General features: G+C 45.4%; 19 protein-coding genes. 12 read left to right on the plus strand and 7 right to left on the minus strand.

The genetic code is table 11. The annotated features are described in order from the left end of the window. Positions 1-9 precede the first annotated feature (9 nt). The gene (locus ACSSS3_RS07080) at positions 10-612 is read right to left on the minus strand and encodes a hypothetical protein (RefSeq protein WP_442846988.1); all 603 of its coding nucleotides are present in this window, start codon (positions 610-612) and stop codon (positions 10-12) included. Between the two features lie 304 nt (positions 613-916). Between ACSSS3_RS07080 and ACSSS3_RS07085 the strand changes: the two genes are divergently transcribed. The 3 genes from ACSSS3_RS07085 to ACSSS3_RS07095 are packed head-to-tail and all read left to right on the plus strand — an operon-like array spanning position 917 to position 3,626. After that, positions 917-1,366 (plus strand): DUF2059 domain-containing protein, encoded by a 450-nt coding sequence (locus tag ACSSS3_RS07085; RefSeq protein WP_442846989.1) that lies wholly within the window; start codon positions 917-919, stop codon positions 1,364-1,366. A gap of 25 nt (positions 1,367-1,391) precedes the next feature. Further along, the gene (locus ACSSS3_RS07090) at positions 1,392-2,516 is read left to right on the plus strand and encodes an SPFH domain-containing protein (protein ID WP_442846990.1); all 1,125 of its coding nucleotides are present in this window, start codon (positions 1,392-1,394) and stop codon (positions 2,514-2,516) included. 18 nt (positions 2,517-2,534) lie between these two features. Further along, positions 2,535-3,626 (plus strand): DNA helicase PriA, encoded by a 1,092-nt coding sequence (locus ACSSS3_RS07095; protein WP_442846991.1) that lies wholly within the window; start codon positions 2,535-2,537, stop codon positions 3,624-3,626. Between the two features lie 54 nt (positions 3,627-3,680). Here the strand turns inward: ACSSS3_RS07095 and amaB are convergent, their stop codons facing one another. The 3 genes from amaB to ACSSS3_RS07110 form a co-directional block, all read right to left on the minus strand. Then, on the minus strand, positions 3,681-5,234 hold the full coding sequence (amaB, locus tag ACSSS3_RS07100; RefSeq protein ID WP_442847410.1) for an L-piperidine-6-carboxylate dehydrogenase: 1,554 nt from the start codon (positions 5,232-5,234) through the stop codon (positions 3,681-3,683). Between the two features lie 141 nt (positions 5,235-5,375). After that, on the minus strand, positions 5,376-5,912 hold the full coding sequence (locus ACSSS3_RS07105) for a 3-hydroxyanthranilate 3,4-dioxygenase (RefSeq protein ID WP_228228952.1): 537 nt from the start codon (positions 5,910-5,912) through the stop codon (positions 5,376-5,378). 322 nt (positions 5,913-6,234) lie between these two features. Then, positions 6,235-6,732 (minus strand): CAP domain-containing protein, encoded by a 498-nt coding sequence (locus ACSSS3_RS07110; protein ID WP_442846992.1) that lies wholly within the window; start codon positions 6,730-6,732, stop codon positions 6,235-6,237. Positions 6,733-7,133: 401 nt separating this feature from the next. On the opposite strand from ACSSS3_RS07110, the gene ACSSS3_RS07115 reads away from it, so the two are divergent. The 3 genes from ACSSS3_RS07115 (at position 7,134) to ACSSS3_RS07125 (ending at position 9,084) form a co-directional block, all read left to right on the plus strand. Beyond that, complete coding sequence (locus ACSSS3_RS07115; protein ID WP_442846993.1) at positions 7,134-8,186, plus strand: isoaspartyl peptidase/L-asparaginase family protein; 1,053 nt, start codon at positions 7,134-7,136, stop codon at positions 8,184-8,186. Positions 8,187-8,448: 262 nt separating this feature from the next. Then, a complete protein-coding gene (locus tag ACSSS3_RS07120) occupies positions 8,449-8,721 on the plus strand; it encodes a hypothetical protein (protein WP_442846994.1) in 273 nt (90 codons plus the stop codon). A 45-nt stretch (positions 8,722-8,766) separates the two neighbouring features. Further along, entirely contained in the window at positions 8,767-9,084 is a 318-nt protein-coding gene (locus ACSSS3_RS07125; RefSeq protein ID WP_442846995.1) for an antibiotic biosynthesis monooxygenase family protein, read from the plus strand. 255 nt (positions 9,085-9,339) lie between these two features. On the opposite strand, the gene ACSSS3_RS07130 is transcribed toward ACSSS3_RS07125, so the two are convergent. Next, positions 9,340-9,837, minus strand: a complete 498-nt coding sequence (locus tag ACSSS3_RS07130) for a CAP domain-containing protein (protein ID WP_442846996.1) — start codon at positions 9,835-9,837, stop codon at positions 9,340-9,342. Between the two features lie 457 nt (positions 9,838-10,294). Between ACSSS3_RS07130 and ACSSS3_RS07135 the strand changes: the two genes are divergently transcribed. The 6 genes from ACSSS3_RS07135 to ACSSS3_RS07160 all read left to right on the plus strand — a co-directional run bounded on the left by ACSSS3_RS07135 (position 10,295) and on the right by ACSSS3_RS07160 (position 24,539). Next, complete coding sequence (locus ACSSS3_RS07135) at positions 10,295-15,868, plus strand: alpha-2-macroglobulin family protein (protein ID WP_442846997.1); 5,574 nt, start codon at positions 10,295-10,297, stop codon at positions 15,866-15,868. A gap of 27 nt (positions 15,869-15,895) precedes the next feature. Then, positions 15,896-18,241: a penicillin-binding protein 1C gene (pbpC, locus tag ACSSS3_RS07140; RefSeq protein WP_442846998.1), complete on the plus strand. Its 2,346-nt coding sequence runs from the start codon at positions 15,896-15,898 to the stop codon at positions 18,239-18,241. 98 nt (positions 18,242-18,339) lie between these two features. Next, a complete protein-coding gene (locus tag ACSSS3_RS07145; protein ID WP_442846999.1) occupies positions 18,340-18,843 on the plus strand; it encodes a GbsR/MarR family transcriptional regulator in 504 nt (167 codons plus the stop codon). Between the two features lie 6 nt (positions 18,844-18,849). Beyond that, complete coding sequence (locus ACSSS3_RS07150) at positions 18,850-19,986, plus strand: efflux RND transporter periplasmic adaptor subunit (RefSeq protein ID WP_228228961.1); 1,137 nt, start codon at positions 18,850-18,852, stop codon at positions 19,984-19,986. 12 nt (positions 19,987-19,998) lie between these two features. Next, positions 19,999-23,139: an efflux RND transporter permease subunit gene (locus ACSSS3_RS07155; protein WP_228228962.1), complete on the plus strand. Its 3,141-nt coding sequence runs from the start codon at positions 19,999-20,001 to the stop codon at positions 23,137-23,139. Between the two features lie 2 nt (positions 23,140-23,141). Next, complete coding sequence (locus tag ACSSS3_RS07160) at positions 23,142-24,539, plus strand: efflux transporter outer membrane subunit (protein ID WP_442847000.1); 1,398 nt, start codon at positions 23,142-23,144, stop codon at positions 24,537-24,539. Positions 24,540-24,662: 123 nt separating this feature from the next. On the opposite strand, the gene ACSSS3_RS07165 is transcribed toward ACSSS3_RS07160, so the two are convergent. After that, complete coding sequence (locus ACSSS3_RS07165) at positions 24,663-25,130, minus strand: CYTH domain-containing protein (protein WP_442847411.1); 468 nt, start codon at positions 25,128-25,130, stop codon at positions 24,663-24,665. Then, positions 25,123-25,788, minus strand: coding sequence for an NAD(P)H-binding protein (locus ACSSS3_RS07170; protein WP_442847001.1), 666 nt, complete (start codon positions 25,786-25,788; stop codon positions 25,123-25,125). Before ACSSS3_RS07170 ends, ACSSS3_RS07165 begins: the two co-directional genes overlap by 8 nt. Between the last annotated feature and the right edge of the window lie 13 nt (positions 25,789-25,801).

The raw sequence follows: 25,801 nt of genomic DNA on the forward strand, positions 1-25,801 counted from the left end.
TTTAGGTTATTAGACCATCACCTTATGCTTGTTTTGCCACTCGCGCAATTCCTCCCATTTTCCTTCATAGGCTAAACGTGCCTGATCTGGCCATGTAGCGGGTTGATGCGTATCGGTGGCGCGACCACTGCTCGTGAGGATTTCCCGGCATCTTTCGGCCGAAGTAGTTGAAAGCTCTTTCCAGGTATTTATTCCGTTTTGCTTCAATAAAGACGCAATTTCAATAGTGATTCCTTCAACAATAGTTAAGTCATCCTGAATAACATCTTTACCATAAGCTCTTCGCGCTTCTTCAGACCTGAAGGAATTTACGGTTTCGGTAGTTCCGCTGGCGATATTTTGAACCGCATTCAGCTTAGATTTTGAACTGGCCAATTCAGATTCTACATTACTCAAACGGGTTTGTAGATTTGATATGGTATTCTCCAGTTCTTTACGCTTCTCAAGAGAAGTGTTGAGTTCGCGATTTTTAGCCTCGTATTTATTTTCCCAGGCTTCAAGTTCCTTTTTAGAATCAGGTGATTTTTTGGTAGCATATCCCATAAGATACCCAATCACGATCCCTAAAATTCCGGCTAATACCGGGCCTGCAATCATCCAATTTATTTCCATAATTATAATGTTTGTTTAGTTAATTGATGTAAAGCTAACAGGATGATCTCTTAAAATTTCAGTACGTCGGGTTAAACAAAACCCAAATCAAGTCATTGATAATCAGTTAATTTTAAGATAAATAAAAATTGTTTTGTGGGCTTACGGGATTCGTATTTCAAGCGGTATAATGGCTTAATGGCTGTTTTCAAATTTTAAAAATGAAAGACCTTGTTCTTAAAGCCAAATTCCCTTTTATTAAAAAATTGTGTGTGGTTTGAAACAAATCAGATTAAATTACTACCTATTATTAAACACATTTATAATGAAAAAATTACTGGTAATTGTTCTCCTGTTTTTTACAGGTGTAAGCACGTTAAACGCTCAGGCACAACCTGACGCCTATACCGAAACGCTACTTGAAATGATGAAAGTTTCAGGGTCTTTAGAATCTTTTCACGCGGCTATAGACCAGATCTTTACTATGTATAAACAAGAAAAGACAGCTGTACCAGATAAATTTTGGGATACGATGAAAGCCGAATTTGATAGCACCTCTATTAATGACCTCACGGAGATGCTTACTCCGGTATATAAAAAAAGGATGAGTATAGAAGATTTAAGGGCTATTATCGCATTCTACAACACTCCCGTTGGTAAAAAATTTGCCGAAGAAACACCCGGAATTATGCAGGAATCTATGCAGATAGGCCGGGAATGGGGTATGCGCATAGGCAAGGAAATGGTTTCAAAATTACAAGAAAACGGATACTAACAAACAAGCTTTAAAATCAACATCTATGGGACTTTTTGACAAAATCAAAGAAAAACTCAGCCACGAATTTATAGACATCATCGAGTGGCTCGATTATACGGAAGACACCATTGCCCACCGGTTTGAACGGTATCAAAACGAAATTAAAAACAACGCAAAACTCATCGTACGTGAGGGTCAGACTGCTGTTTTTATAAATGAAGGGCAGCTTGCAGATGTGTTTGGGCCCGGTACCTATACGCTTAACACGCAAAACCTTCCGATTTTAACGACGCTTAAAGGCTGGAAATACGGTTTTGACAGTCCGTTTAAGGCCGAAGTGTATTTTGTAAACACCCATTTGTTTACCGATGAAAAGTGGGGAACTAAAAATCCCATTACGCTGAGCGACGAGCGCTTTGGTTTAGTAGAAATACGCGCGTTTGGTACTTATGCCTTCCGCATTATCGATGCCGGAAAATTCATTAAAGATATCGTGGGTACCGATGCCAACTTTACCAATTTTGAAATCAACGAGCACCTAAAAAGTCTCATTGCCACTCGCTTTACCGATACCGTGGGCGAAGCCAAATTACCTATTGAATTGTATGCGGCAAACACAACCGAGCTTTCAGAGACCTGTAAAGAGGTTATGCAGCCCGAGTTTAGCAGCGTGGGGATTTCGCTCGAAAAATTCTTTATCGAAAATGTCTCGATGCCCGAAGAACTCAAAAAGGAAATCTTTGAGTACAGTCGTATTGACAAACTGGATCTGGATAAGCTTACCAAGTTTAAAACCGCAAAAGCTATCGAGGCAGCGGCAAATAATGAAGGAGGCACGGCCGGCGCCGGAATGGGAATGGGAATGGGCTTTGCCCTCGCCCAGCAAATGGGTACAGCAATGGCAAACCCTCAGGCGCATCAACCCGCACCTCAGGCCGCAACGCCACCACCTATGCCGGTAGCTACGCAGTATTACTACGCCATCAACAACCAGCAGCAGGGGCCCGTAAGCTTTGAGCAACTGCAGTCTTTATTTGCGTCACGTACCATAAATCGAGATTCGCTGATCTGGAAACAGGGTATGAGCGAATGGAAAGCCCTGCAGGAGCTAGACGAATTGAAACCCTTTTTAGGTGGAAACACACCACCTCCATTACCGGCTCAATAATTTGACAACAACCACACGGTGAGCGATCCTGTCATTCAAAAATCGGAACTTAAAAAAGCCTGTAAAAACTGTGGTGCCGAGCTTACCTACAAGCCCGGCACCACCCAGATCACCTGTGACTATTGCGGTCACAAAGAAGAACTGGACCTGAGTCTGGATACCGTTAAAGAATTACCCTTGCGCGAGTATCTGCGCGAAATGGGATCTCAGGCCAATTCGGTAGAAATAAGCCTGCTGCATTGCAAAAACTGTGGTGCAAACCAGCATGTAGAAGAAAATTACAAATCCCTGCATTGCGTGTATTGCGGCACTCCGCTTATTCGCGAAGATGCGGTGACCGAGCAATGGATTCTTCCGGGAGGAGTATTGCCTTTCCAGCTCACGCAACAGGAAGCACTCCTGCGCTTTAAAAAATGGGTGAAAGGCCTGTGGTGGGCGCCTAATGATTTGCAAAAGGCCAGCCTCGATCCGCAGTTTACAAAAGGTTTGTATTTGCCCTACTGGACTTTTGACGCACAGCTTTACGGCCGGTACACCGGTTCAAGAGGTGATTATTATTATGAAACTGAAAGTTACCGCGATTCTAAAGGCCGAAACCAAACCCGTCGTGTACGCAAGACCCGCTGGTCTCCGGTCTCCGGAAACATACAGGGTTTTGTAGACGACACCCTGATTAATGCCTCAAAACAACACACCGGAAAAGTGCCTCGTGGCGTTAGCCGTTGGGACTTAAAAAAACTGCAGCCTTTTGAGAGCGGTTTCCTGGCCGGTTTTGTTACCGAAAAATACACCATCCCCTTAAATCAGGGGCATCTGGAAGCTCAGGACGAAATGCGAAATATAGCCACGGTCTGGGCAAGACGTGATATTGGTGGCGATGAGCAGCGCGTTAATCAGCTCAATATTCAGCTTGAGGAGGAAACCTTTAAACACATTCTGCTTCCGGTGTACATAAGCGCCTATCGTTATAAAAACAAGGAATACAGCTTTTTTGTAAATGGCGAAAACGGAAGCATTTCAGGTAAACGCCCGTATTCGTTTTGGAAAATCTTTTTTGCAGTGCTTGCGGGTCTGCTGCTTTTTGGACTGATCTATCTCTTTAGCAAATAATAAAAGCCGCATAATCTGCGGCTTTTAGTTGTATATGTAGCACCTCAATTGCAATTACAAATCAAACTTAATCCCCTGCGCAAGCGGAAGCTCAGTCGTATAATTAATGGTATTGGTTTGTCGGCGCATATAGACCTTCCAGGCATCGCTGCCGCTTTCACGGCCACCTCCGGTTTCTTTTTCACCACCAAAAGCACCGCCAATTTCGGCTCCGCTGGTACCTATATTTACATTGGCGATACCGCAATCACTACCGGCCACACTCAGGAAACGCTCCGCTTCACGAAGATTGTTAGTCATAATAGCTGAAGACAGTCCCTGGCGCACGCCGTTTTGCAGTGCGATGGCATTATCCACATCCCCGCTGTATTTCATCAGGTATAAAACAGGTGCGAAAGTCTCGTGCTGCACAATCTCAAAATGGTTTTCTGCTTCGGCGATAGCAGGCTTCACATAGCAACCGCTTTCGTAACCTTCGCCTTCAAGTACTCCGCCTTCCACGATTAGTTTTCCGCCTTCTTCAACAACTTTTTCTAAGGCTTTTTGGTAATTCTTAACCGCATCGGTATCAATTAAAGGTCCTACGTGGTTTTTTTCGTCCAGCGGATTCCCAATACGCAACTGACCATAGGCATCAACAAGTGCATTTTTTACTTTATCGTAAATGCTTTCGTGAATGATCAACCTGCGGGTAGAGGTACAGCGCTGCCCGGCAGTTCCTACCGCTCCAAATACCGCCCCGATTACCGTCATCTTTAAATCAGAATCCGGAGTAACAATTATCGCGTTGTTTCCGCCCAACTCCAACAGGGATTTACCCAGACGGGCACCCACGGTTTGCGCGACCTGTTTTCCCATTCGGGTAGACCCTGTTGCGGAGATCAAAGGTACGCGCTCGTCCTGAGTCATCAGTTCGCCCACTTTATAACCCCCATTTATTAAGCACGAAATACCTTCAGGCAGCTTGTTTTTAGCGAAAACACGAGCGGCTATTTTTTGACAGGCGATTCCGGTGAGCGGGGTTTTTTCGGAAGGTTTCCAAATACACACATCGCCACAAACCCAGGCCAAAGCCGTATTCCAGGACCACACAGCCACCGGAAAGTTAAATGCCGAAATAATACCTACAATCCCCAGCGGATGGTATTGCTCGTACATACGATGCCCGGGGCGCTCGCTGTGCATCGTCAAACCATGAAGCTGACGCGAAAGCCCTACCGCAAAGTCGCAGATATCAATCATCTCCTGCACTTCGCCCAGACCTTCCTGATAGCTCTTTCCCATCTCATAGGAAACGAGTTTCCCTAAAGGTTCTTTAAGGCGACGCAACTCCTCATTAAACTGGCGCACAACTTCACCACGCTGGGGAGCCGGCATCAGCCGCCAAACTTTAAAAGCTTCCTGAGCAGTTTGCACCACCTGCTCGTATTCTTGCGGTGTTGTCTGGGTCACACTGGCAATGTGCGAACCATCAACGGGAGAAACCGAGTCTAAAAGCGAACCGCCATTCATAGATTTTGAACCGGTAGAAGTACCCGGGTTTTGAGCTTCAATTCCTAAGGCTTTTAATGCTTCAGAGATTGCTGTATTTGCGTGACTTTCGGTCATTATTTTATGATTTTCGTATAAATTAAGTTTCAATTCTACGAAGTTAATAAATCAAAAAAGCTAATTAAAGAATTTACTAACAGATTCGTAAATGAAAAATGCACCTCTACAAGGTGCATTGATTGTTCGTTAAAATGGACTTTAGTCCTGAACAAAGCGCGGGTCTGCTTCCATCACCGTACCGCAGTTGTTGCAGGTGCGCAGTTCTTTGCTTCCGTAGAATTCTTTAAAGTGTTTTAAAAAATCTTTTTCGATATCATTTAGCGGAAAATAAACCTCATACAGTTTGTTGTTGCAATTGTCGCAAAACCACAGCAAACCATCTTTACCGTCAAGGTCAGCGCGTTTGCGCTCTACCACCAGACCTATAGAACCCGGCTTACGCACAGGAGAATGCGGCACTTTTGCCGGATGCAGATACATATCGCCCGGGCCCAGTTTCATCGTACGCTTCTCACCATCTTCCTGTATATGAACTTCAATCTCACCTTCGAGCTGGTAAAACAATTCTTCGGTCTCATTATAATGGTAGTCTTTACGGGCGTTAGGGCCAGCAACAGCCATCACGATATAATCATCGGCGTCTTTGTACAGGTTTTTATTTCCTACCGGCGGCTTGAGTAATTCGCGGTTTTCTTCTACCCACCGGGTTAGATTAAAGGGTTTTGCAATTGGCATAATCGAATTCTTTTAAGTTTAAAAATACGATTTTCCGGCAGATGCTTTCGCAGTAAAAGCGGGAAGTAAAAAGAAAATCCCTTCACACATGAGCTGCGAAGGGATTTCTTTTGGTAAGTCCGTTGCCGGACATTAAACGAGACAGCAGGTCCCCACCTGCTGCATCTAACATAACAAAACCAACTTAAAGTCCTGAATTTTGTAAATGTTGTGAATGTTGTAATTGATTTTGTACTTCGGGGTTACGGGGTTTTAAAAATGATTTGGGGTTTGTTGTAATTGACTTGTTTAATTATGATCTGGGGTGATCGTGATTTGGGGTTTATTTAGTGATGAAGATCTGCGTAAAAAAAGCAGTTCCTTTATCATTTTTTACTACTGATATTCCACTGTGTGTGAAATTTCCTTCAAGTGCTTCGCGATGACTGTCGCTCTTAATCCAGGCTGCAACTACCTCCTGAGCCGTGCGGTAACCAAAAGCTACATTCTCACTTACACGACCGGCACCACGTGATTTAAGAAAGTCTGAACGCTTAAAAAAGTTGTCGTGGCTTATCTGACCTTTAGTAGCCATATACTTAGAATGATCTGAAGCCTGAACTTTAGAATCAGTATTGGCCTGAAGTGCAGTTAAACCAAGGCTTTGACGGTGTGCGTTAACTTCTGCAAGAACTTCCTGAGCGAAAGCTTCTTCAACAGTAAGGTTTGCAGCAACTTCTAAAGTTGCTTCTTCGGTTGGCATCAACTCTTCGTCTTGTGAACAGCTGGAAAATAATACAGTAAATGCAAGAGCCAAAAGGCTTGTAGTAAAAGTTCTCATGATTTGGGGTTTATGAGTTATGTTGATACAAACATAAGTAGGATTTTTTGTTCCTACAACCTTTCATCTGTCATTTTGTGTATTTCATCGATTATCGTGTAAAATTTAACAGAATTTACCCAAACTTTAACACTTTTCAGCTGTTTAAAGTGCACTTTATCGTTAGTTGACTATGTAGCGCTAAATCGTTTAATTGAATAATTGTGCATTTTGTCGATCAAAATATGCTATAAATCGTCGTTTATCGGTATTTTTTGCAATATGTAAGAAATAACAAATCGCCTCGCGCACCTTAGGCACTGGTTTTAAGAGAGATGGCTATTTAAAAGCTCCGATTGACCATTAGAAATTCGTTTTAAGACTGAAACATTGTATTTTTAAGCATAAATCTGTCTTAAGCCATGAAAACCTTATCTGTCTTACTCCTGAGTCTTCTAGTAATTGCGTGCAATACCAAACCCAAAGAGGAAACAACTCCCGAAATTCCCAAACAACAGGAATTTGCCATTATCATACATGGCGGTGCGGGAACAATCCTGAAAAAGAATATGACCGACTCTCTGGAGCGGGCTTACAAAGCAGCACTTACCGAAGCCATACAAACCGGATATAAAATTCTTCAGGATGGAGGCAGTAGTCTTGAGGCCGTGCAACATACTATTAATGTGATGGAAAACTCGCCCTTGTTCAATTCGGCTAAAGGCGCTGTGTTTACGCACGAAGGTAAAAACGAACTCGACGCTTCCATAATGGATGGCGCCACGCTTAACGCGGGTGCGATTGCTGGCGTCACTACCGTTAAAAACCCCATCAATCTGGCCTATGAGGTGATGGTCAATTCAGATCACGTGTTTTTAAGCGGGCAGGGAGCAGAGACCTTTGCAAAAGAACGCGGGGTTGAACTCGTAGATCCTTCGTATTTCTTCACCCAAAACCGCTACGACGCCCTTCAGCGCATTCTGGAGCGTGAGAAACAAGATTCGGTAAGTGCTTCTTCGGCTTTTATTGATCCATTTATTAAAGACGAAAAGTTTGGAACCGTAGGTTGTGTGGCTCTGGACAAAAACGGAAATCTGGCCGCCGGAACTTCTACCGGCGGAATGACCAATAAAAAATATAACCGCATTGGTGACTCCCCCATTATAGGCAGCGGCACCTATGCCAACAATGCGACCTGTGGGGTTTCTTCAACAGGCTGGGGCGAGTACTTCATCCGCGGGCAGGTCGCTTACGACATCAGCGCGCAGATGGAATATGCCGGCAAAAGCCTCACCGAGGCTACGAACAATGTAATTCAGGAAAAACTCACCAAAATGGGCGGTACCGGAGGTATCGTCGCGCTTGATCACTACGGCAATCCGTCGATGGAATTTAATACCGAAGGCATGTACAGTGCGTATATGAACGATCAGGGCGAACTCATTCTTGGGATTTATGGGGAGAATGAAGACTGAAGAAATTAACTACGTTGAGCTCACTGCGTTGCTCATAGCTATAATTCTTTTAATAATATCAATTACTCTTATAATCGTAACCGGCAACCAACTAACGCTTGATTATTATATAGGGTTTTTCTTGTTCAGCGGTTCACTATTCTTATACTTCAGAAACAAAAAATACTACGTTATTTTATTTACATTAACCCTTACAGGGGGCATCCTAAACCTCTATGACCCCTTTCTTATAAAGTTAACTTTCGGTCTGGTATTTTTAAGTTTGAACATCACATTCATGGCGCTTACCATCGCCTTTTTAGCAACCAATAAAGACTTACTTAATACCGTTTTTCCTCAAAAATCTTCTTTGGAAGAAGAAATTCAGATCGAGAAAAAGAGAGAACAACAAAAAATTCAAAAATTTATCACGCAGTATCAAACTAAATCCCCTATTGACTTAGAACGTATTCTGGAAAAAGACAGCGGTTATGTCGAAGAAGCTAAAATTGCTGCCAGACGTGTTTTAGAAACCAAAAGTGACCATACTATTTAAAAGCAGATCATTCCGCTTCACCTATTCAATCATCAGGTCAACAACATGATATCACCTCAACCCTACTACGCCGTTATTTTTATTTCCACGCAAAGCGAAAATACTTTAGGTTACAGTGAAATGGCTACACAAATGGAACATCTTGCTCAGCAGCAAGCGGGTTATTTAGGCATGGACCACGCCCGAAGCGCTATAGGGATCACAATCTCCTACTGGAAGACGGAAGCCGATATCCTCAACTGGAAAAACAATCTTGAGCATCTTAAAGCTCAACATTTAGGCAAAAAAACCTGGTATAACTCTTACAGCATACGCATCTGTAAAGTAGAGCGCGAATACCATTTTAAACGCCATGAAGATTGAAGAATTGAAAAGGTAAAAAAAGAAAATCCCTTCACACATGAGCTGCGAAGGGATTTCTTTTGGCAAGTCCGTTGCCGGACTTTAAACGAGACAGCAGGTCCCCACCTGCTGCATCTAACATAACAAAACCAACTTAAAATCCTGAATTTTGTAAATGTTGTGAATGTTGTAATTGATTTTGTACTTCGGGGTTACGGGGTTTTAAAAATGATTTGGGGTTTGTTGTAATTGACTGGGGTGATCGTGATTTGGGGTTTATTTGGTGATGAAGATCTGCGTGAAAAAAGCAGTTCCTTTATCATTTTTTACTACTGATATTCCGCTGTGTGTGAAATTTCCTTCAAGTGCTTCGCGATGACTGTCGCTCTTAATCCAGGCTGCAACTACCTCCTGCGCTGTGCGGTAACCAAAGGCTACATTCTCGCTTACACGACCGGCACCACGTGATTTAAGATAGTCTGAACGCTTAAAAAAGTTATCGTGGCTTATCTGACCTTTGGTAGCCATATACTTAGAATGATCTGAAGCCTGAGCTTTAGAATCGGTATTGGTCTGAAGTGCAGTTAAACCAAGGCTTTGACGGTGTGCGTTAACTTCTGCAAGAACTTCCTGAGCGAAAGCTTCTTCAACAGTAAGGTTTGCAGCAACTTCTAAAGTTGCTTCTTCGGTTGGCATCAACTCTTCGTCTTGTGAACAGCTGGAAAATAATACAGTAAATGCAAGAGCCAAAAGGCTTGTAGTAAAAGTTCTCATGATTTGGGGTTTATGAGTTATGTTGATACAAACATAAGTAGGATTTTTTGTTCCTACAACCTTTCATCTGTCATTTTGTGTATTTCATCGATTATCGTGTAAAATTTAACAGAATTTACCCAAACTTTAACACTTTTCAGCTGTTTAAAATGCACTTTGTCGTTAGTTGACTATATAGCGCTAAATCGTTTAATTGAATAATTGTGTATTTTGTCGATCATAATATGCTATAAATCGTCGTTTATCGGTATTTTTTGTAATATGTAAGAAATAATAAATCGCATAATGCAGCTTAGGCACTGGTTTTAAGTACTGTAGAAGTCATCAGGTCTTTAATTGCAGATCATTTTTTTATTCCCGGCTTTAAAATAGCATTGTTCATTCTAGAAAACGTATGTTAACTTTACCTGATCACTAAGATCAACTACAGATCATTTTACCTTCACAACTGCAGTATATGAACCGATTTACCCGTATTGTTCTGTTGCTTTTAGTCCTTGTTTTGGGCAGCTGTCATCATACTCAACGAGAAGATGACAACATCTTTAAATTCAAAGAGTATATCGCGTTTAATACTTTTGGCCGTGTTTCGGTAAAAGCTCCCCTTAAAATTGAACTCGCTCAGCCCACTTCGCGGTTTGATGCCAATCAGATTATTCCTTCAGAATACCTGGTTGTTTACCCAAAAACCGAGGGCGTGCTGCACATTAAAAACGGTACCACACTGGTTTTTGATCCTAAAGAAGACCTTCTGCCCGACACCGAGTACACCTTAACCCTTAAACTCAGCCGCTTTTTTGAAGATATCGCTCCGGAGTTTAGCAGTTACACCTTCAGCTTTAAAACCATTACGCCCAATTTTAAAATCAACCTGGGTAATCTGCAATCCTACAGCAGAGAATGGCAGTATCTTACCGGGTCTATAGAAACGGCAGATGAAACCACCCTCAGCGCGGTTCGAGAAATCATCGAGGCCAATCAGGAAGACAGCGCTTTAAAAATAGACTGGCCGGCAGACTCTGCCAGCGGTTCGTTTTTCAATTTCACCATAGATAGTATAAAGCGTAAAAAAGAAAACTCTCAAATACGCATTGTTTGGGATGGTAAACCCATAAAAAGCAAAACGCAGGGTCAAAGCACACTCAACATCCCGGCTCAATCGCGCTTTACTGTCGTTGATGTGACCACCGCTCTAGCCCCGGAAACTTCGGTGAGTGTGAACTTTTCAGACCCGTTGGAAATGGAGCAAAATTTTGACGGACTCGTACAGTTAGACAGCCTCCAGAATATGCGGTTTGAGGTACAGGGCAACGTACTTACCGTTTATCCCAGGCAGCCTTTGACCGGCACGCTTCAGCTTATTTTAAATAAAGGAATACGAAATGCCTACGGTATGGCCTTACCTCAGGATGCCGTTCAGCAAATTTCCTTTGAGCAGCTCAAACCTCAGGTGCGTTTGGTTTCCAGCGGAAGCATTTTACCCGCATCTGCTAAAACTCCCATCTATTTTGAAGCCGTTAATCTTTCGGCTGTAGATGTACGGGTGATTAAGGTGTACCAAAACAATATGCTTCAGTATTTACAATCGGCTTCCTTAAACAGCACAGACAGCTACGAGCTCAATCGCGTGGGTAGGCGTATTGCAAAAAAGACCATTCCGCTTATAGACAACAACATTGCCCAAAACGGACTCTGGCGTGCCTATGCGCTTGATTTATCTGAATTTTTCAAGGCAGATCCCGGTGCTTTATACCGGGTAGAGTTCAGTTTTGAGCCCGCCTATAGCCTCTATCCCTGTGCAGAAGACGCGCAGGTTGACGGCCAGACCAAAAAAGAAGCCTATCTCGAAGAAGCCTATGAAGACTACTACAATACCGAAGCAAACGATGAAGAAAATCTGCGCGAAGAAGCGTATTGGGATAATGAGCGCTACTACTGGCGAAACCGCATTTACAACTGGGAGGAAGAAGACAATCCCTGTCACCCGGCCTATTATAATGAAGACCGCTTTGTAAAAACCAATGTTCTGGGTTCTGATCTGGGCTTAATTGTCAAAGAAAGTGAAAACGGAAGCTACGACTTTGCCACCTCAAACCTCATCACCGCTCAGCCCGAAATGGGTGTCGAAATACGGCTCTACAATTACCAGCAACAGCTAATCAAAAGCCTGAAAACCGATCTTGAAGGCCTGGCGTCCTTTACCAGCGATAAGCAGGTCGCCTTTGCGGTAGCCCGGCAGCGCAACAATTACGCGTACGCAGATCTCAAAGATGGTAATGCGCTTTCGCTCAGTAATTTTGACATCAGTGGTACTAAATTAGAAAAAGGCCTTCAGGGCTATATCTATACCGAACGCGGAGTACATCGCCCCGGAGACAGCATACACCTCACTTTTGCGCTTAACGATCTGGCCAATCCCTTGCCGGCAGAACATCCGGTAAAGCTTGAAGTAACCGATGCCCGCGGCAAACTCGTATTGCGCAATGTGATTAGTTCGTCGCTGTCTGATAAAGGCATGCCCGGCGATCGCAATCATGGCTTTTATTATTTTCCCATCGCAACCCACGACACAGATCCCACCGGAAACTGGACAGCTACCATAAGCGTAGGCGGGGTTAAGTTTACCAAAAGATTACGGGTTGCAACAGTAAAACCAAACCGCCTCAAGATCAAACTCGACTTTGATGAGACTTATTTAACTACCTCTCAACCGGTTAACGGCAGCATCAGTGCGTTGTGGTTGCACGGAGCTCCCGCACGCAATCTGAAGGCCGATATTACGGCAACGCTAAGCAGTACAGCGGCAGATTTCCCTGCTTTTAAGAACTACACTTTCACAGATCCTGTACGCAGTTTTAATGAAGTCGAAATTCCTGTTCTGGAACAGCAGGAACTCAATGGGGAAGGCAAGCTCGACTTTACTAAAAAACTGGAGTTAAGCGGCAAAGCCCCCGGAATGCTGCAAGCCACGTTCTTAACCAAAGTCTATGAAGGTGGTGGCGATTTTTCGGTAGATGTGTTTTCAAAAAAACTGGCTCCGTACACCCATTTTGCAGGTATCCACGCACCCGAAACCCGCGAGTACGATTCCTATTACACCGATCAGGAAGTCAAATTTGATCTTGCCAGTGTCACCGAAACCGGTAAAGCTGCTCCGGGCCGGGTATTGCAGGTACAGCTTTTTAAAATCGAATGGCGCTGGTGGTTTAGCCGTTCTTCAGACAATCTTTCGCGTTACGAGAATACTTCGGTTTATAAACCCGTGCAAAACTTCGATGTTACTACAAACGCCAGCGGTAAAGTAATTGCAAAAATCACGGTTCCCGAACAGGAAAGCGGCAGGTACTTGTTACGGGTAATCGACAAAAATTCGGGTCACGCAACCGGTCTTACCACCTACTTCTTCCGCAACTGGGATAACCTTCCGGCAGGCGAAGGCGACAGCGCCAAAATGCTGGTATTCTCTTCCGATAAAGAAACCTATCAGGTAGGCCAGGAGGCCGTGGTGAAATTTCCGTCCCAGCAAGGTGGCAAAGCCCTGCTCAGTATTGAAAACGGCACACAGGTGCTTTCTAAAAAATGGGTGGAAACCGAAGCTCAGGAAACCGTAGTGCGCATACCCATTACCCGGAAAATGGCCCCGAATGTCTATGTCCACATCAGTTTGCTTCAGCCGCACGCCCAGACCCTTAACGACCGGCCCATAAGACTCTATGGTATCATCCCGTTAATGGTAGAAGATCCCGCAACGCGGCTTGAGCCCAAAATCCGGATGTCTTCAGAGCTTAAACCCGAAGAATCCTTTAGCGTGAAGGTTAGCGAAGCCGGCGGCAAAGCGATGGCCTACACGCTTGCGGTGGTTGATGAAGGTTTGCTTGATCTCACCCGCTACGAAACCCCGAAAATTCATAATGCTTTTTACGCACGCCAGGCGCTGGGGGTTAAAACCTTTGATATGTATGATGATGTGATTGGCGCTTTCTCGGGCAGTGTTGATAATATTTTTGCCATTGGAGGTGGTGATATGGCTGCGGGAGCAAAAAACCGAAAGGCCGACCGGTTTAAACCGGTGGTTAAATTTTTAGGCCCCTTTTATTTAGAAGCCGGAAAAACAGCAAATCACCAAATCAGGATGCCTAATTATGTGGGTTCGGTACGTACCATGGTAGTTGCCGGAAACACCAAAACCGGTGCCTACGGAAGTGCAGAAGCTACCACACCCGTACGCAAACCGCTAATGGTACTGGCTTCGCTTCCGCGAAAACTGGCGCCGGGTGAGCAACTCACGCTTCCGGTAACTGTGTTTGCGATGGACAAAAAAGTGAAGGAAGTCACAGTTACTGTAAAAACTTCGGAAGCCCTTTCGCCCAAAAACGGAAGCACAAAAACTATTCGCTTTGCAACAACCGGAGAGCAACTGGTGAATTTTGACTTTGACGTGAAGCGTACCGATGCCATTCAGAAGTTTGAGATTACCGCTACGGGTGGTGGCGAGCGGGCTGCGTATTCGGTAGAAATTGATGTGGAAAACCCAAATCCCATTTCGCAGCGCAGCAAACATTATACCCTTGAGCCTAACGAAACGCTGGACCTAAGCTACGCCAGCTTTGGGGTTAAGGGCACCAATACCGCGGTGTTAGAATTTTCAACCCTTCCGCAAATTGATTTTACCAAACGCCTGCAATACCTCATTGGCTACCCCTATGGTTGTGCAGAGCAAACCACTTCCAGCGGCTTTCCGCAGCTGTACCTCAGCTCGGTTTTTGAGCTTAACAACACGCAGGAAAAAGAAACCCAAAAGAACATCAGGGCGACCATAGATCGCCTGGGCATGCTGCAAAGACCGGAAGGTGGCGTGAGTTACTGGCCGGGTGAACGCGAGGCTGATGCCTGGGCAACCTCCTACGCGGGGCATTTTATGCTTGAAGCTCAAAAACAGGGTTATTCCTTGCCGGTGACCTTTTTGACCAACTGGCTCAATTATCAGAAAAACGCGGCCCGTCAATGGCGTAACGGGGCTACCTCGTACAACAGCAGCCTTACACAGGCCTACCGCCTGTACACTCTGGCGCTTGCCGGGCAACCCGAACTGGCGGCGATGAACCGCCTGCGCGAATCCGGCGAACTCACCAATGCCTCACGCTGGAGGCTGGCAGCCGCCTACGCACTGGCCGGTAAAAAACAGGTGGCCAATCAGCTGGTGGCAAAAGCCGGACTCGAATTTAAAGAGCGTCGGGAGTTGCAGTATTCCTACGGTTCGGTATTGCGCAATAAAGCCATGGCTTTAGAAACTATGATTTTGCTTGATGATAAACGCCGGCAGGAACTTGCCGAGTCGATTGCCAAAGATCTTTCTTCCGGCAGTTGGTACAGCACGCAGACCACAGCTTTCTCGCTGCTTAGCCTTAGTAAATTGCTCATCGCAAACGGTGGTAAAAGCATTACGGTACAGCTAGGGCCGCAAAAACTCACTACCGAAAAAGGCTTTGTAACCACAGATCTGCCTGTTTCGGAACAGGAGCAAAAACTCAATCTTAAAAACCTTAAGCAAAACCGGGTTTATGTAAGTCTGGTACAGCAAGGCAAATTGCCTTTGGGTGAAGAGCTGGCCGAGCAGCGCAACCTCAGCGTCAAAACCGTTTTTATGGATAAAGCCGGTAAACTGCTGACCACTGAGCGTTTACGCCAGGGCACCGGGTTTAAGGCTCGGGTTACGGTAACAAACACCTCGTTAAATGCGGTAAATCATATTGCACTTGCCCAGTATATTCCCAGCGGCTGGGAGATTGTAAACACCAGTTTTACCGCTCTGGGCGGCGGTGCGAGTGGCAAGGCAAGGTATACCGACATACGGGATGACCGGGTGTATTTTTACTTCGACCTGAATTCAAAAGAATCCCGAACCTTTGAGATTGACCTCAACGCCTCTTTTTTAGGGAAATACTATTTACCGGGTACACAGGCCGAAGCGATGTATGATAATGACTATTTCGCCCGAAACAAAGGGAGTTGGATTACGGTTTTTCAGTAATTAAAATCGCATCTAAATCAAAACTTTATGCAGCTAAAACGCAAACACCTTGTAGTTACAGGCATTGCTATCGTTTTGCTGCTTTGGTATTTCAGCCTGCCTAAACCGCTTTTTAAAAATCCGACAGCCACGGTAGTTACCAGCAAAGAAGGCCATTTGCTGGGCGCGCGTATTGCCGATGACGGGCAATGGCGGTTTCCTGCCGGTGACTCGGTTCCCTTTCGGTTTAAGACGGCAATCCTGCAGTTTGAAGATGCCTGGTTTTACCGGCATCCCGGCTTTAATCCGGTTTCGATGACCAAAGCTTTGTGGTCTAACCTGACCTCAGAAAACCGTCGCGGTGGCAGCACGCTTACCCAACAGGTCATTCGGCTTTCGCGTGAAAATCCGAAGCGCACCTATCTCGAAAAACTCCTGGAAACCCTTATGGCGACCCGGCTCGAAGCGGGATATTCTAAAGACGAAATCTTAAGCCTGTATGCCTCACACGCACCTTTTGGTGGAAACGTGGTAGGGTTGGAAAGTGCTTCCTGGCGGTATTTTGGGATTCCGGCATCTCAGCTGAGTTGGGGACAGGCAGCCGCTCTGGCCGTATTGCCCAATGCCCCGGCGCTGGTTTTTCCCGGAAGAAATGAAGGTGTTTTTAAAGCAAAACGCGATCGTTTACTGCTAAAACTAAAAACGGAAAACATCATCGACGAGACCACCTACAACCTGGCGCTCGCCGAAGTTTTACCCGGCGCACCACAGGAACTCCCCGATCTGGCGCCGCATTTTACCGAACGTATGGTACAGGAACATCCGGGCGAAAACGTAAAAAGCAGTCTGGATTTAAACTTGCAAAACCGCCTTAACGACATCGCAGTCGAAGCCTATTACCGCCTGAGTCAAAATCAAATTCACAATCTGTCTATTCTGGTACTTGATGTTAAAACCCGTAAGGTTTTGGGCTATATGGGCAACGCGCCTACGACCCGCGAGCATGCCAGTTATGTAGATCTGGTTAGCGCCAGACGCAGCACCGGCAGTACGCTCAAACCCTTTTTATACAGCGCTATGCTGGGTTCGGGCGAACTTTTACCTCACGAACTCGTCGCAGATGTGCCCACGACGATCAACGGTTACAATCCGCAGAATTTTGACAAAACCCATAACGGCGCGGTGCCGGCCTCGCAAGCTCTGGCGCAGTCGCTCAATGTGCCCGCAGTCAATTTACTGCGCAGCCACGGCCTAAAGCGTTTTTACAACAATCTGCGAAAATTGGGGTTTAAAGACATAAACCGCCCGGCAGATCATTATGGGCTTTCGCTTATTCTGGGTGGCGCCGAAAGCAACCTTTGGGATCTCACCAATGCCTATGCGGGAATGGCCGCTACTCTCAACTTTTTTAACGATTCCTCCAGTGAATATCCCGCTCACGCATTTGATGAGCCGGTTTATTTAAAGAATACTGCTTATGATTTGGGCGAAAAGCAACCACTACCTGAACTTTATGATGCCGGAGCCATTTACCAGACTCTGCAAACCTTGCGGGAAGTCAACCGGCCCGAAGGTTCAGAAAACTGGGAGTTTTTTAGCGATGCGCAGCCACTGGCCTGGAAAACCGGCACGAGTTATGGCTTTAAAGATGCCTGGGCGGTTGGGGTTACCCCGCAGTATGCCATTGGCGTCTGGGTGGGCAATGCAGATGGTGAGGGGCGACCCGGAATTACAGGTATTCAGGCGGCGGCACCCATTTTGTTTGAGGTGCTTGATCTTTTGCCGGCTTCGGGCTGGTTTAAAATGCCTTTTGATGAGCTGGTCGAAGCTGAAATGTGCCCGCAAAGCGGAAAACTGGGCGGCCTGTATTGTCCCGAAACCCAATTGCAATGGATTCCCAAAAAAGGAACACGTACCGAAGCATGCAGCTTTCACCGGCAGATTTTCCTCAATGCCGAAAGAACCCATCAGGTTAATGCCGAATGTTATCCTTTGGGCCAAATAGTATCTCAATCGTGGTTTAGCCTTCCACCGCTGTGGGAATATTATTATGCTCCCCTGCATCCCGAATATCAATCCCTGCCTGACTACTTACCGGGATGTTTCCGCGAAAGCGAAAAGACGATGGAGTTTATTTATCCCAAAGCCGGTGAAGCCATCCTGATACCCAAAGATTTTGAAGGCGAGAAACAAGAGACCGTTTTTAAACTCGCCCATCGCGATACAGACACTACAATTTACTGGTATCTTGATGCGTTGTATCTGGGTTCAACAACGACTTTTCACGAGCTCAGTCTGGTTCTTAAACCCGGTGACTACCTTCTCTCGGCCACAGACCGTGCCGGCAATAGCATTTCGCGCAAGCTGCATATTCGATACGCTTCAGAAGATTGACCAAACTACAACGATAGCGTTGATTTAACAAAGCATTAAGTTTCTTTAGTTCGGAAATTACCGAACTAACTGTAAATTTGCAGTTCAAGAATCGAATTATGCCTGAAGATATTGAGAAACAAAAAGAAGTATTAATTGAACGGCTGGGTATTTTCATCGAGAAGAAAGATCAAATACCGCCGCTTGCTGCACGCATCATCGCCAGCCTGGTATTGAGTGGTAAAAGAGGCTGCACTTTTGATGATTTGGTGACTGGACTAAAAGCCAGTAAAAGCACCATTTCTACCCACCTAAACTCCTTACAACAGTCTGAGCGCATCACCTATTTTACCATTTGCGGCGATCGTAAGAAATATTTCATAACAAACCCCAAGAGTTTATTAATCAGTCTGGATGAAATGCTAAAAAGCTGGGAACAGGAAAAGCAGCTGCATCTGGAGGTTATGAATTATAAGGAAAAATACAACGCACTCAATTCTGAAGAGGGAGAAGTCTTCTTTGAGCTTGAGTTTCACAAAGATTTTATCAATTATATCGACCAGGCCCAGAATTCTGTAAAAAAAATACGCGAGAAAGTCGCAGAGAAGCTTAAACACGAATAAATCATTATGAAAAAGAATTTCTATCATCTAGTAACTGCTACGCTCCTTACGGTTGTGCTTGCAGGCTTCAGTTCTTGCGGAGAAGGTAAGGCAGACCAGCAGGCTGCGGCCTCACAAACACCTTCTTTACCGGTTATAAGCTTACCCGTTAAAACCCTGACCGGATATCAATCTTATCCCGCGCGTATTGAAGGGGTGATTAATGCAGAGGTATATGCTAAAATTTCGGGTTACATCACCGATGTGGCCGTTGATGAAGGTCAAAAAGTACGTAAAGGACAGGTACTTTTTCGTCTGGAAACCCAGTCGCTCAACCAGGATGCTGCGGCGGCAAAAGCCAACGTAAATGCTGCGCAGGTTGAAGTAGATAAGCTGAAACCTTTGGTGGAGAAAAACATCATCAGTGAGGTACAGCTTGAAACCGCGAAAGCCAAATTGAAACAGGCAGAAAGCGCCTATAACAGTATTGCTGCAAACATAGGCTACGGTACTATAAAGAGTCCGGTAGACGGTTATGTGGGTGCGATTAATCTGCGTGCCGGTTCACTGGTGAGTCCGTCGAGCCAGACCCCGCTTACTACAGTTTCTGAGATAGATAAAGTCTACGCCTATTTTGCGATGAACGAGAAAGAATATCTCAATTTCATTATGGCTGCAGATGGCGGCGTACGTGACGAAAAAATTGAAAACCTGCCTCAGGTGACGCTTATTTTGGCTAATGGGGAAGAATATCCGCAACAGGGTACCATTGAGACGGTAAATTCGCAGGTCAATGAAAACACCGGAAGTGTAAACTTCAGAGCTGTTTTCGACAATCCGCAGCGACTGCTTACTAACGGAAACAGTGCGACTTTACGTGTTCCAAAAACCTATACCGATGTGGTTGTTGTACCTATAGAATCGACCCTCGAACGTCAGGGAAGCACCTATGTTTATCAACTGGATGCAGACAATAAAGCCACGGCTACCGAAATCACCGTCAAAGATGAGATTAACAATCTGTATATCGTTTCAGATGGCATTTCTAAAGGTGATCGCATTGTAGCTAAAGGCATTCAGAATCTGCGCGGAACCACCACCATACAACCGCAGGAAACACCTTTTGACAGTATAGCTGCACCCATCAAGAAATCATTCAGATAAAGAAAAGCCATTATGCTTAAGACATTTATAGACAGACCGGTACTTTCTACCGTGGTTTCGGTCATTATTGTAATCCTGGGGGTTTTGGGCCTTACTCAGCTGCCCATTACACAATACCCCGACATCGCGCCACCTACCATTAGTGTTACGGCCACCTATCCCGGTGCCAATGCCGAGACCATTCTGGAGAGTGTGATCATACCTATTGAAGAACAAATCAACGGGGTTGAAGGGATGACCTACATCACCTCAACCGCAAACAACAACGGTACAGCTGAGATCACTGTATTTTTTAATCAGGAAGTTGATCCTGATATCGCTGCTGTAAACGTGCAAAACCGGGTTGCCCGGGCCAATTCACTATTACCTCAGGCAGTTATTCAAACCGGGGTAACGACTCAAAAGCAACAAACCAGTGCGTTGATGTATATGTCATTTTACAGTGAAAACCCCGATTATGACGATACCTTCATTCAAAACTACCTTAAGATCAACGTCATTCCTTCCCTGCAACGGGTAGATGGTGTAGGTGCGGTTAATGTTTTTGGCGGAAAGGATTACGCCATGCGCATCTGGTTAAATCCCGATAAGCTTGCGGCCTACAACCTGATTCCTTCTGACGTGGCGGCGGCACTTAATGAGCAAAGTCTCGAGGCGGCAGCAGGTTCTTTAGGTGAAAACGACGGTGAGGCATTTAGTTATGTGATTAAATACGGCGGGCGTTTTAAAACTGAAGAGCAATACAGTGACATCGTGATCAAAGCTTTGGGAGACGGCCAGTACCTGAGACTTAGCGATGTCGCCGATATTGAACTTGGGGCTCAGTCCTACGCCGGAAGCTCTATTACTGCCGGAAAACCCGCAGTAAACCTGGGGATCTTTCAGACTAAAGGTTCTAACGCCCGCGACATCATTAACGAGATCGAAACCCGTCTTGACGAGGTGCGGGGTGACCTGCCCGATGGAATCGAGATCTTTATTCCTTACAACACCAACAGCTTCCTGAATGCATCTATTGAAAAAGTAGTGCATACCCTTATTGAAGCCTTTATTCTGGTATTTATCGTCGTGTTTATCTTCCTTCAGGATTTTAGATCAACACTTATTCCGGCAATTGCAGTGCCGGTATCTATTATAGGTACGTTTTTCTTCCTGAATCTTTTTGGGTATTCGGTAAACTTATTGACGCTTTTTGCACTGGTGCTGGCCATTGGTATCGTGGTTGATGACGCGATTGTAGTGGTTGAAGCCGTGCATGCCAAGATTGATGAAGGTGAAAACAACGTGCGCAATGCTACTGTTAATGCGATGAGCGAAATTTCGGGCGCGATTGTTTCTATTACCCTGGTAATGGCCGCAGTGTTTATTCCCGTGACTTTTGTGACCGGACCTACAGGTGTATTTTACGAGCAGTTTGGGGTAACGCTTATTGTTGCGATTATCATTTCGGCAGTAAACGCATTAACCCTGAGCCCTGCACTGTGTGCGCTTTTTCTTAAAAGCCACGACGAAAAAGAAGGAACCAAAAAAGGCAGCTATCTGCAACGCTTTTTTGCTGCCTTTAACCGCGGCTTTTCGGCTACGGTAAATAAATACGGTAAATCTATTGGCTTTTTATATCGAAATAAATGGGTTACCGTTGCCTTACTGGTTGTTGCGGCAGCCGGAATCTGGTGGTCATCTTCCCAGGTGAAAACCGGTTTTGTACCTGATGAAGACCGTGGAATTGTGTTTTTGAACATTCAATTGCCTCCGGGATCTTCACTAGACCGTACCGAAGAAATCAACCGCGAAGTTTATGATAAAATCAAACAGATTCCCGGCATTAAAGAAGGATCTGTAGTGAGTGGCCGAAGCTTCTTAGGAGGCGCCGGTAGCAACAACAGTTTAGGATTTATACGTCTGGATGATTGGGAAGATCGCGATGCCGACTCACTTTCTATCGAAGCGATTACGGCTAAGATGTTTGGCGTTGCAGCTCAGTTTCCGGGTGCGCAGATCGTATTTTTCTCACCGCCCAGTATTCCCGGTTTTGGAAGTTCGGCTGGTGTAGAGGTTAACCTGCTTGACCGTTCGGGAGGAAGTTTTATTGATCTTGACAAAGTGAATCAGGAATTTATTGGAAAGCTTTCGCAGCGACCCGAAATTCAATACGCCCAGTCTTCGTTTAACACCAATTATCCGCAGTATAAACTCGACGTAAATGTGCCGCTGGCTAAAGAAATGGGCGTGCCTATTTCCAGTATTTTCAGCACCCTTCAGGGTTATATCGGTGGGATTTTTGCAGCAGACTTTTCCCGTTTCGGAAAACAATACCGGGTATATATTCAGGCCTTGCCCAGAGACCGCGCAAATAAAGAAAACCTGAGCGAACTCTACGTGCGTACCGGTTCCGGAGAGATGACACCTATAACCCAGTTTGTAAGCCTGGATCGCGTTTACGGGCCACAGTCGGTTACCCGATTTAACCTGTTTAACTCAACCAAAATTACAGCCGCTACCAATCCCGGATATTCTTCGGGTGACGCTATTGCCGCTGTTGAAGAAGTGGCTAAAAGCCTTCCGGCTAATTACACTACGGCTTACTCGGGTCTAACCCGCGAAGAGGTAAATGCCGGTGATCAGACCACCGTTATTTTTATACTCTCTCTGGTGTTTGTGTACTTCCTGCTTGCAGCACAGTATGAAAGCTATTTGTTGCCGCTGAGTATCATTTTCTCCCTGCCGTTTGGGGTATTTGGAGCTTATTTCACCACCCAGTTATTTGGTCTTGAAAACAACATTTACTTTCAGATTGCACTCATTATGCTCCTGGGGCTGCTGGCTAAAAACGCCATCCTGATTGTGGAATTTGCCTTACAACGCAGACGCGCCGGAGAATCACTGCTGGATGCTGCAGTTGATGGTGCAGAATCCCGTTTACGACCCATTTTGATGACCTCGTTTGCATTTATTATGGGCTTACTCCCTCTGGTTTTTGCCAGTGGGGTAGGTGCAGCCGGTAACCGATCAATTGGTACCGGAGCTGTGGGTGGATTGCTCATAGGAACACTCATTGGGGTTTTTGTAATCCCGGTTTTATTCATGCTTTTCCAATGGCTGCAGGAAAAAATTTCCGGAGCTCCAAAAGCTAAAACTGAAGAAACGCACTAATTATGAAAAGACACACCATCTATAGAATTGTAGCACTCATCGCAGTACCCCTATTGCTGGCATCCTGCTTTGCTGCAAAAGAATACGAGCGGCCCGAAACCGTAGTCGAAGACCTCAACTACCGCACCGATAATCTGCCCGTTGACAGCTCAAATGTGGCCTTGATCAGTTGGGACGAACTCTTCGCAGATCCTATGCTGAAGAACCTCATTGCAGAGGGGCTGGAGGAAAATATCGATATCCGGGTAGCCCTTGAGAATATCAACGCTGCCGAAGCCTACTTCAAACAAGGTAAGCTGGCGTATTTTCCAACATTAAATGGAACCGCCCAGTACACAAGACAGGAATTGTCTTCAAACAGCCAGTTTGGGGGTCAGTTTTCGACGCTTGATGTGTATCAGGTAAGCGGCGGACTCTCGTGGGAAGCAGACATCTGGGGGAAAATACGCAGTAATAAACGCGCGTTTGCAGCATCCTACTTACAATCGGTCGAAGCACATCGTGCGGTAAAAACGCAGTTGATCGCTTCCATCGCATCGGCATACTTTCAGCTTTTGGCATTAGATGAGCAGTTGCGCGTAACTCAGGCCACCATCGAAACGCGAAGCAGCAGTCTCGAGACGACCAAAGCGCTTAAGGAAGCCGGTAATGTTACCGAAGTAGGTGTAAAACAAACCGAAGCTCAGCTTTATACCGCTCAGGCGCTTAATCTGGATATTCTAAAACAAATACGCCTGCAAGAAAACAGTCTTTCGATCTTGTTAGGCCGCGAACCCGGTCCCATCAACCGAAGTGAACTGGCAGCACAAACCATAAATACCCCGCTTAAAACCGGCGTGCCGGCAGAACTCCTGAGCAACCGTCCCGATGTGCGCGCGGCGGAGTTTGGGCTTATCAATGCATTTGAGCTCACAAATGTCGCCCGAAGTAATTTTTACCCTTCCCTGACGCTTAATGCGACGGGAGGTTTTCAAAGTCTTGATTTCTCTAAACTTTTTGATACAACCTCGCTGTTTGCAACCATTGTGGGTGGCCTTACCCAGCCTATTTTTAATGGAAGGCAAATACGCACGCAATACGAAGTCGCACAGGCACAGCAGGAACAGGCTAAACTCCAGTTTAGACAGGCTCTTCTAAATGCAACCCGTGAAGTATCAGATGCGTTGTACAGTTATGAGATCGCTACCGAAAAACTGGAAGTAAAGCAAAACGAGTTTGACGCCTATGAACTTGCTACCGGTTATTCCGAAGAATTATTAGATAATGGTCTGGCTAACTATCTCGAAGTTTTAACAGCTCGTGAAAATGCACTGAACTCTAGTTTGGACCTCATCAATACCCGCTACAGTCAATTACAGGCTATCGTAGAACTGTATACCGCGCTGGGCGGAGGCTGGTGATAAATCAAGGCGCCTTTTTCCCCTAAAAGCAATGCCTCTAAAGCCTGTAGCCAAGTGTTACAGGCTTTTCCTATAATTTATAAACCCTCACATCCCTCATTTGAAAAGCCACTTCACTTTAATTTACCAGGATGTATACGGGTTTTTACTGAGCTGCGAATTGTAATACCGGTTGTCGCCGGTAACTTCCTCTCCCAGCCAGTCTGGCTTATCAAAATGCTGATCTGCGGTTTCGAGTTCTATTTCAGCCAGCACGAGCCCCTCATTGTCGCCATAAAACTCATCAACTTCATAGGTGTGCTTACCGGCCTTTACATAATATCGCGTTTTATGTATGCTTCCGGGTTCGCAGAGTTTAAAAAGCTCCTGAGCCTCTTCAGGTGCAATCTCCTTTTCCCATTCAAAACGGGTAGTCCCGCCGGCATCTGAAGCTCCTTTTATGGTCAAAAAAGCCTGGTCGCCCGTGATACGCACGCGTACTGCACGAGCCGGATTGCTGCTGAGATAGCCCTGCTTAATTTCGCTTTGCGAAAAAGCTTCCGTCTTAAAGCCGGTATTTTTGACCAAAAATTTACGTTCGATTTCAAGCATCGCCATAGGCAAGTTCTTTTATTTTATCAGATTCTATTCGGGCATCGGGATACCTGCTAACAGCAAGTTTTTTCATTGCGATAACCAATGCTTCCGGCTTGATGCTTTGGTATTTCTTTAGCGGTCCTACCAGAAACCCGTTAAAAACCTTAAAGGCTTTTATGGCCAGTTGCTCTGCGGTGCGCTTTTCGTCCCGGTCTGCAGCAAGCAATGCCGGTTCCAGAAAATAGGCCTCAGGAAGATTGAGTGCCAAAATATCGCGTTCCATTTCGCCCTTAACCTTATTGTAAAACACCCGGCTATCAGGATCTGCACCCAAAGCCGAGATCACGATAAACTTTGGGATTCCGTTTTCCTTACACAGCCTGGCCGCAGCTAGAGGAATACCATAATCTATAGCCTTATACTGCTCTTTATCTTCCGTTTTAGATTGGGTAGTGCCAATGCAGCAAAAAACCACATCGGCTTTAAAAGCGTCCTTTTGCTTTTTAAGTTCAAACAGATCTACAACCTGCTCCTCGAGTTTAGGATGCTCAAGACCCGACTTGCGCCGGTGAAAACTGATGAGTTTGTCGTATGTGGCATCGGCTAGAATGGATTGTGCCAAAAGCTTTCCGGTTATGCCCGTAATTCCGAGAATGATTGCTGTTTTTCCCACCTTGTATATTTTA

Origin of the sequence: Leeuwenhoekiella sp. H156 (assembly GCF_052218455.1) — a bacterium.
Lineage (GTDB): Bacteria > Bacteroidota > Bacteroidia > Flavobacteriales > Flavobacteriaceae > Leeuwenhoekiella > Leeuwenhoekiella parthenopeia.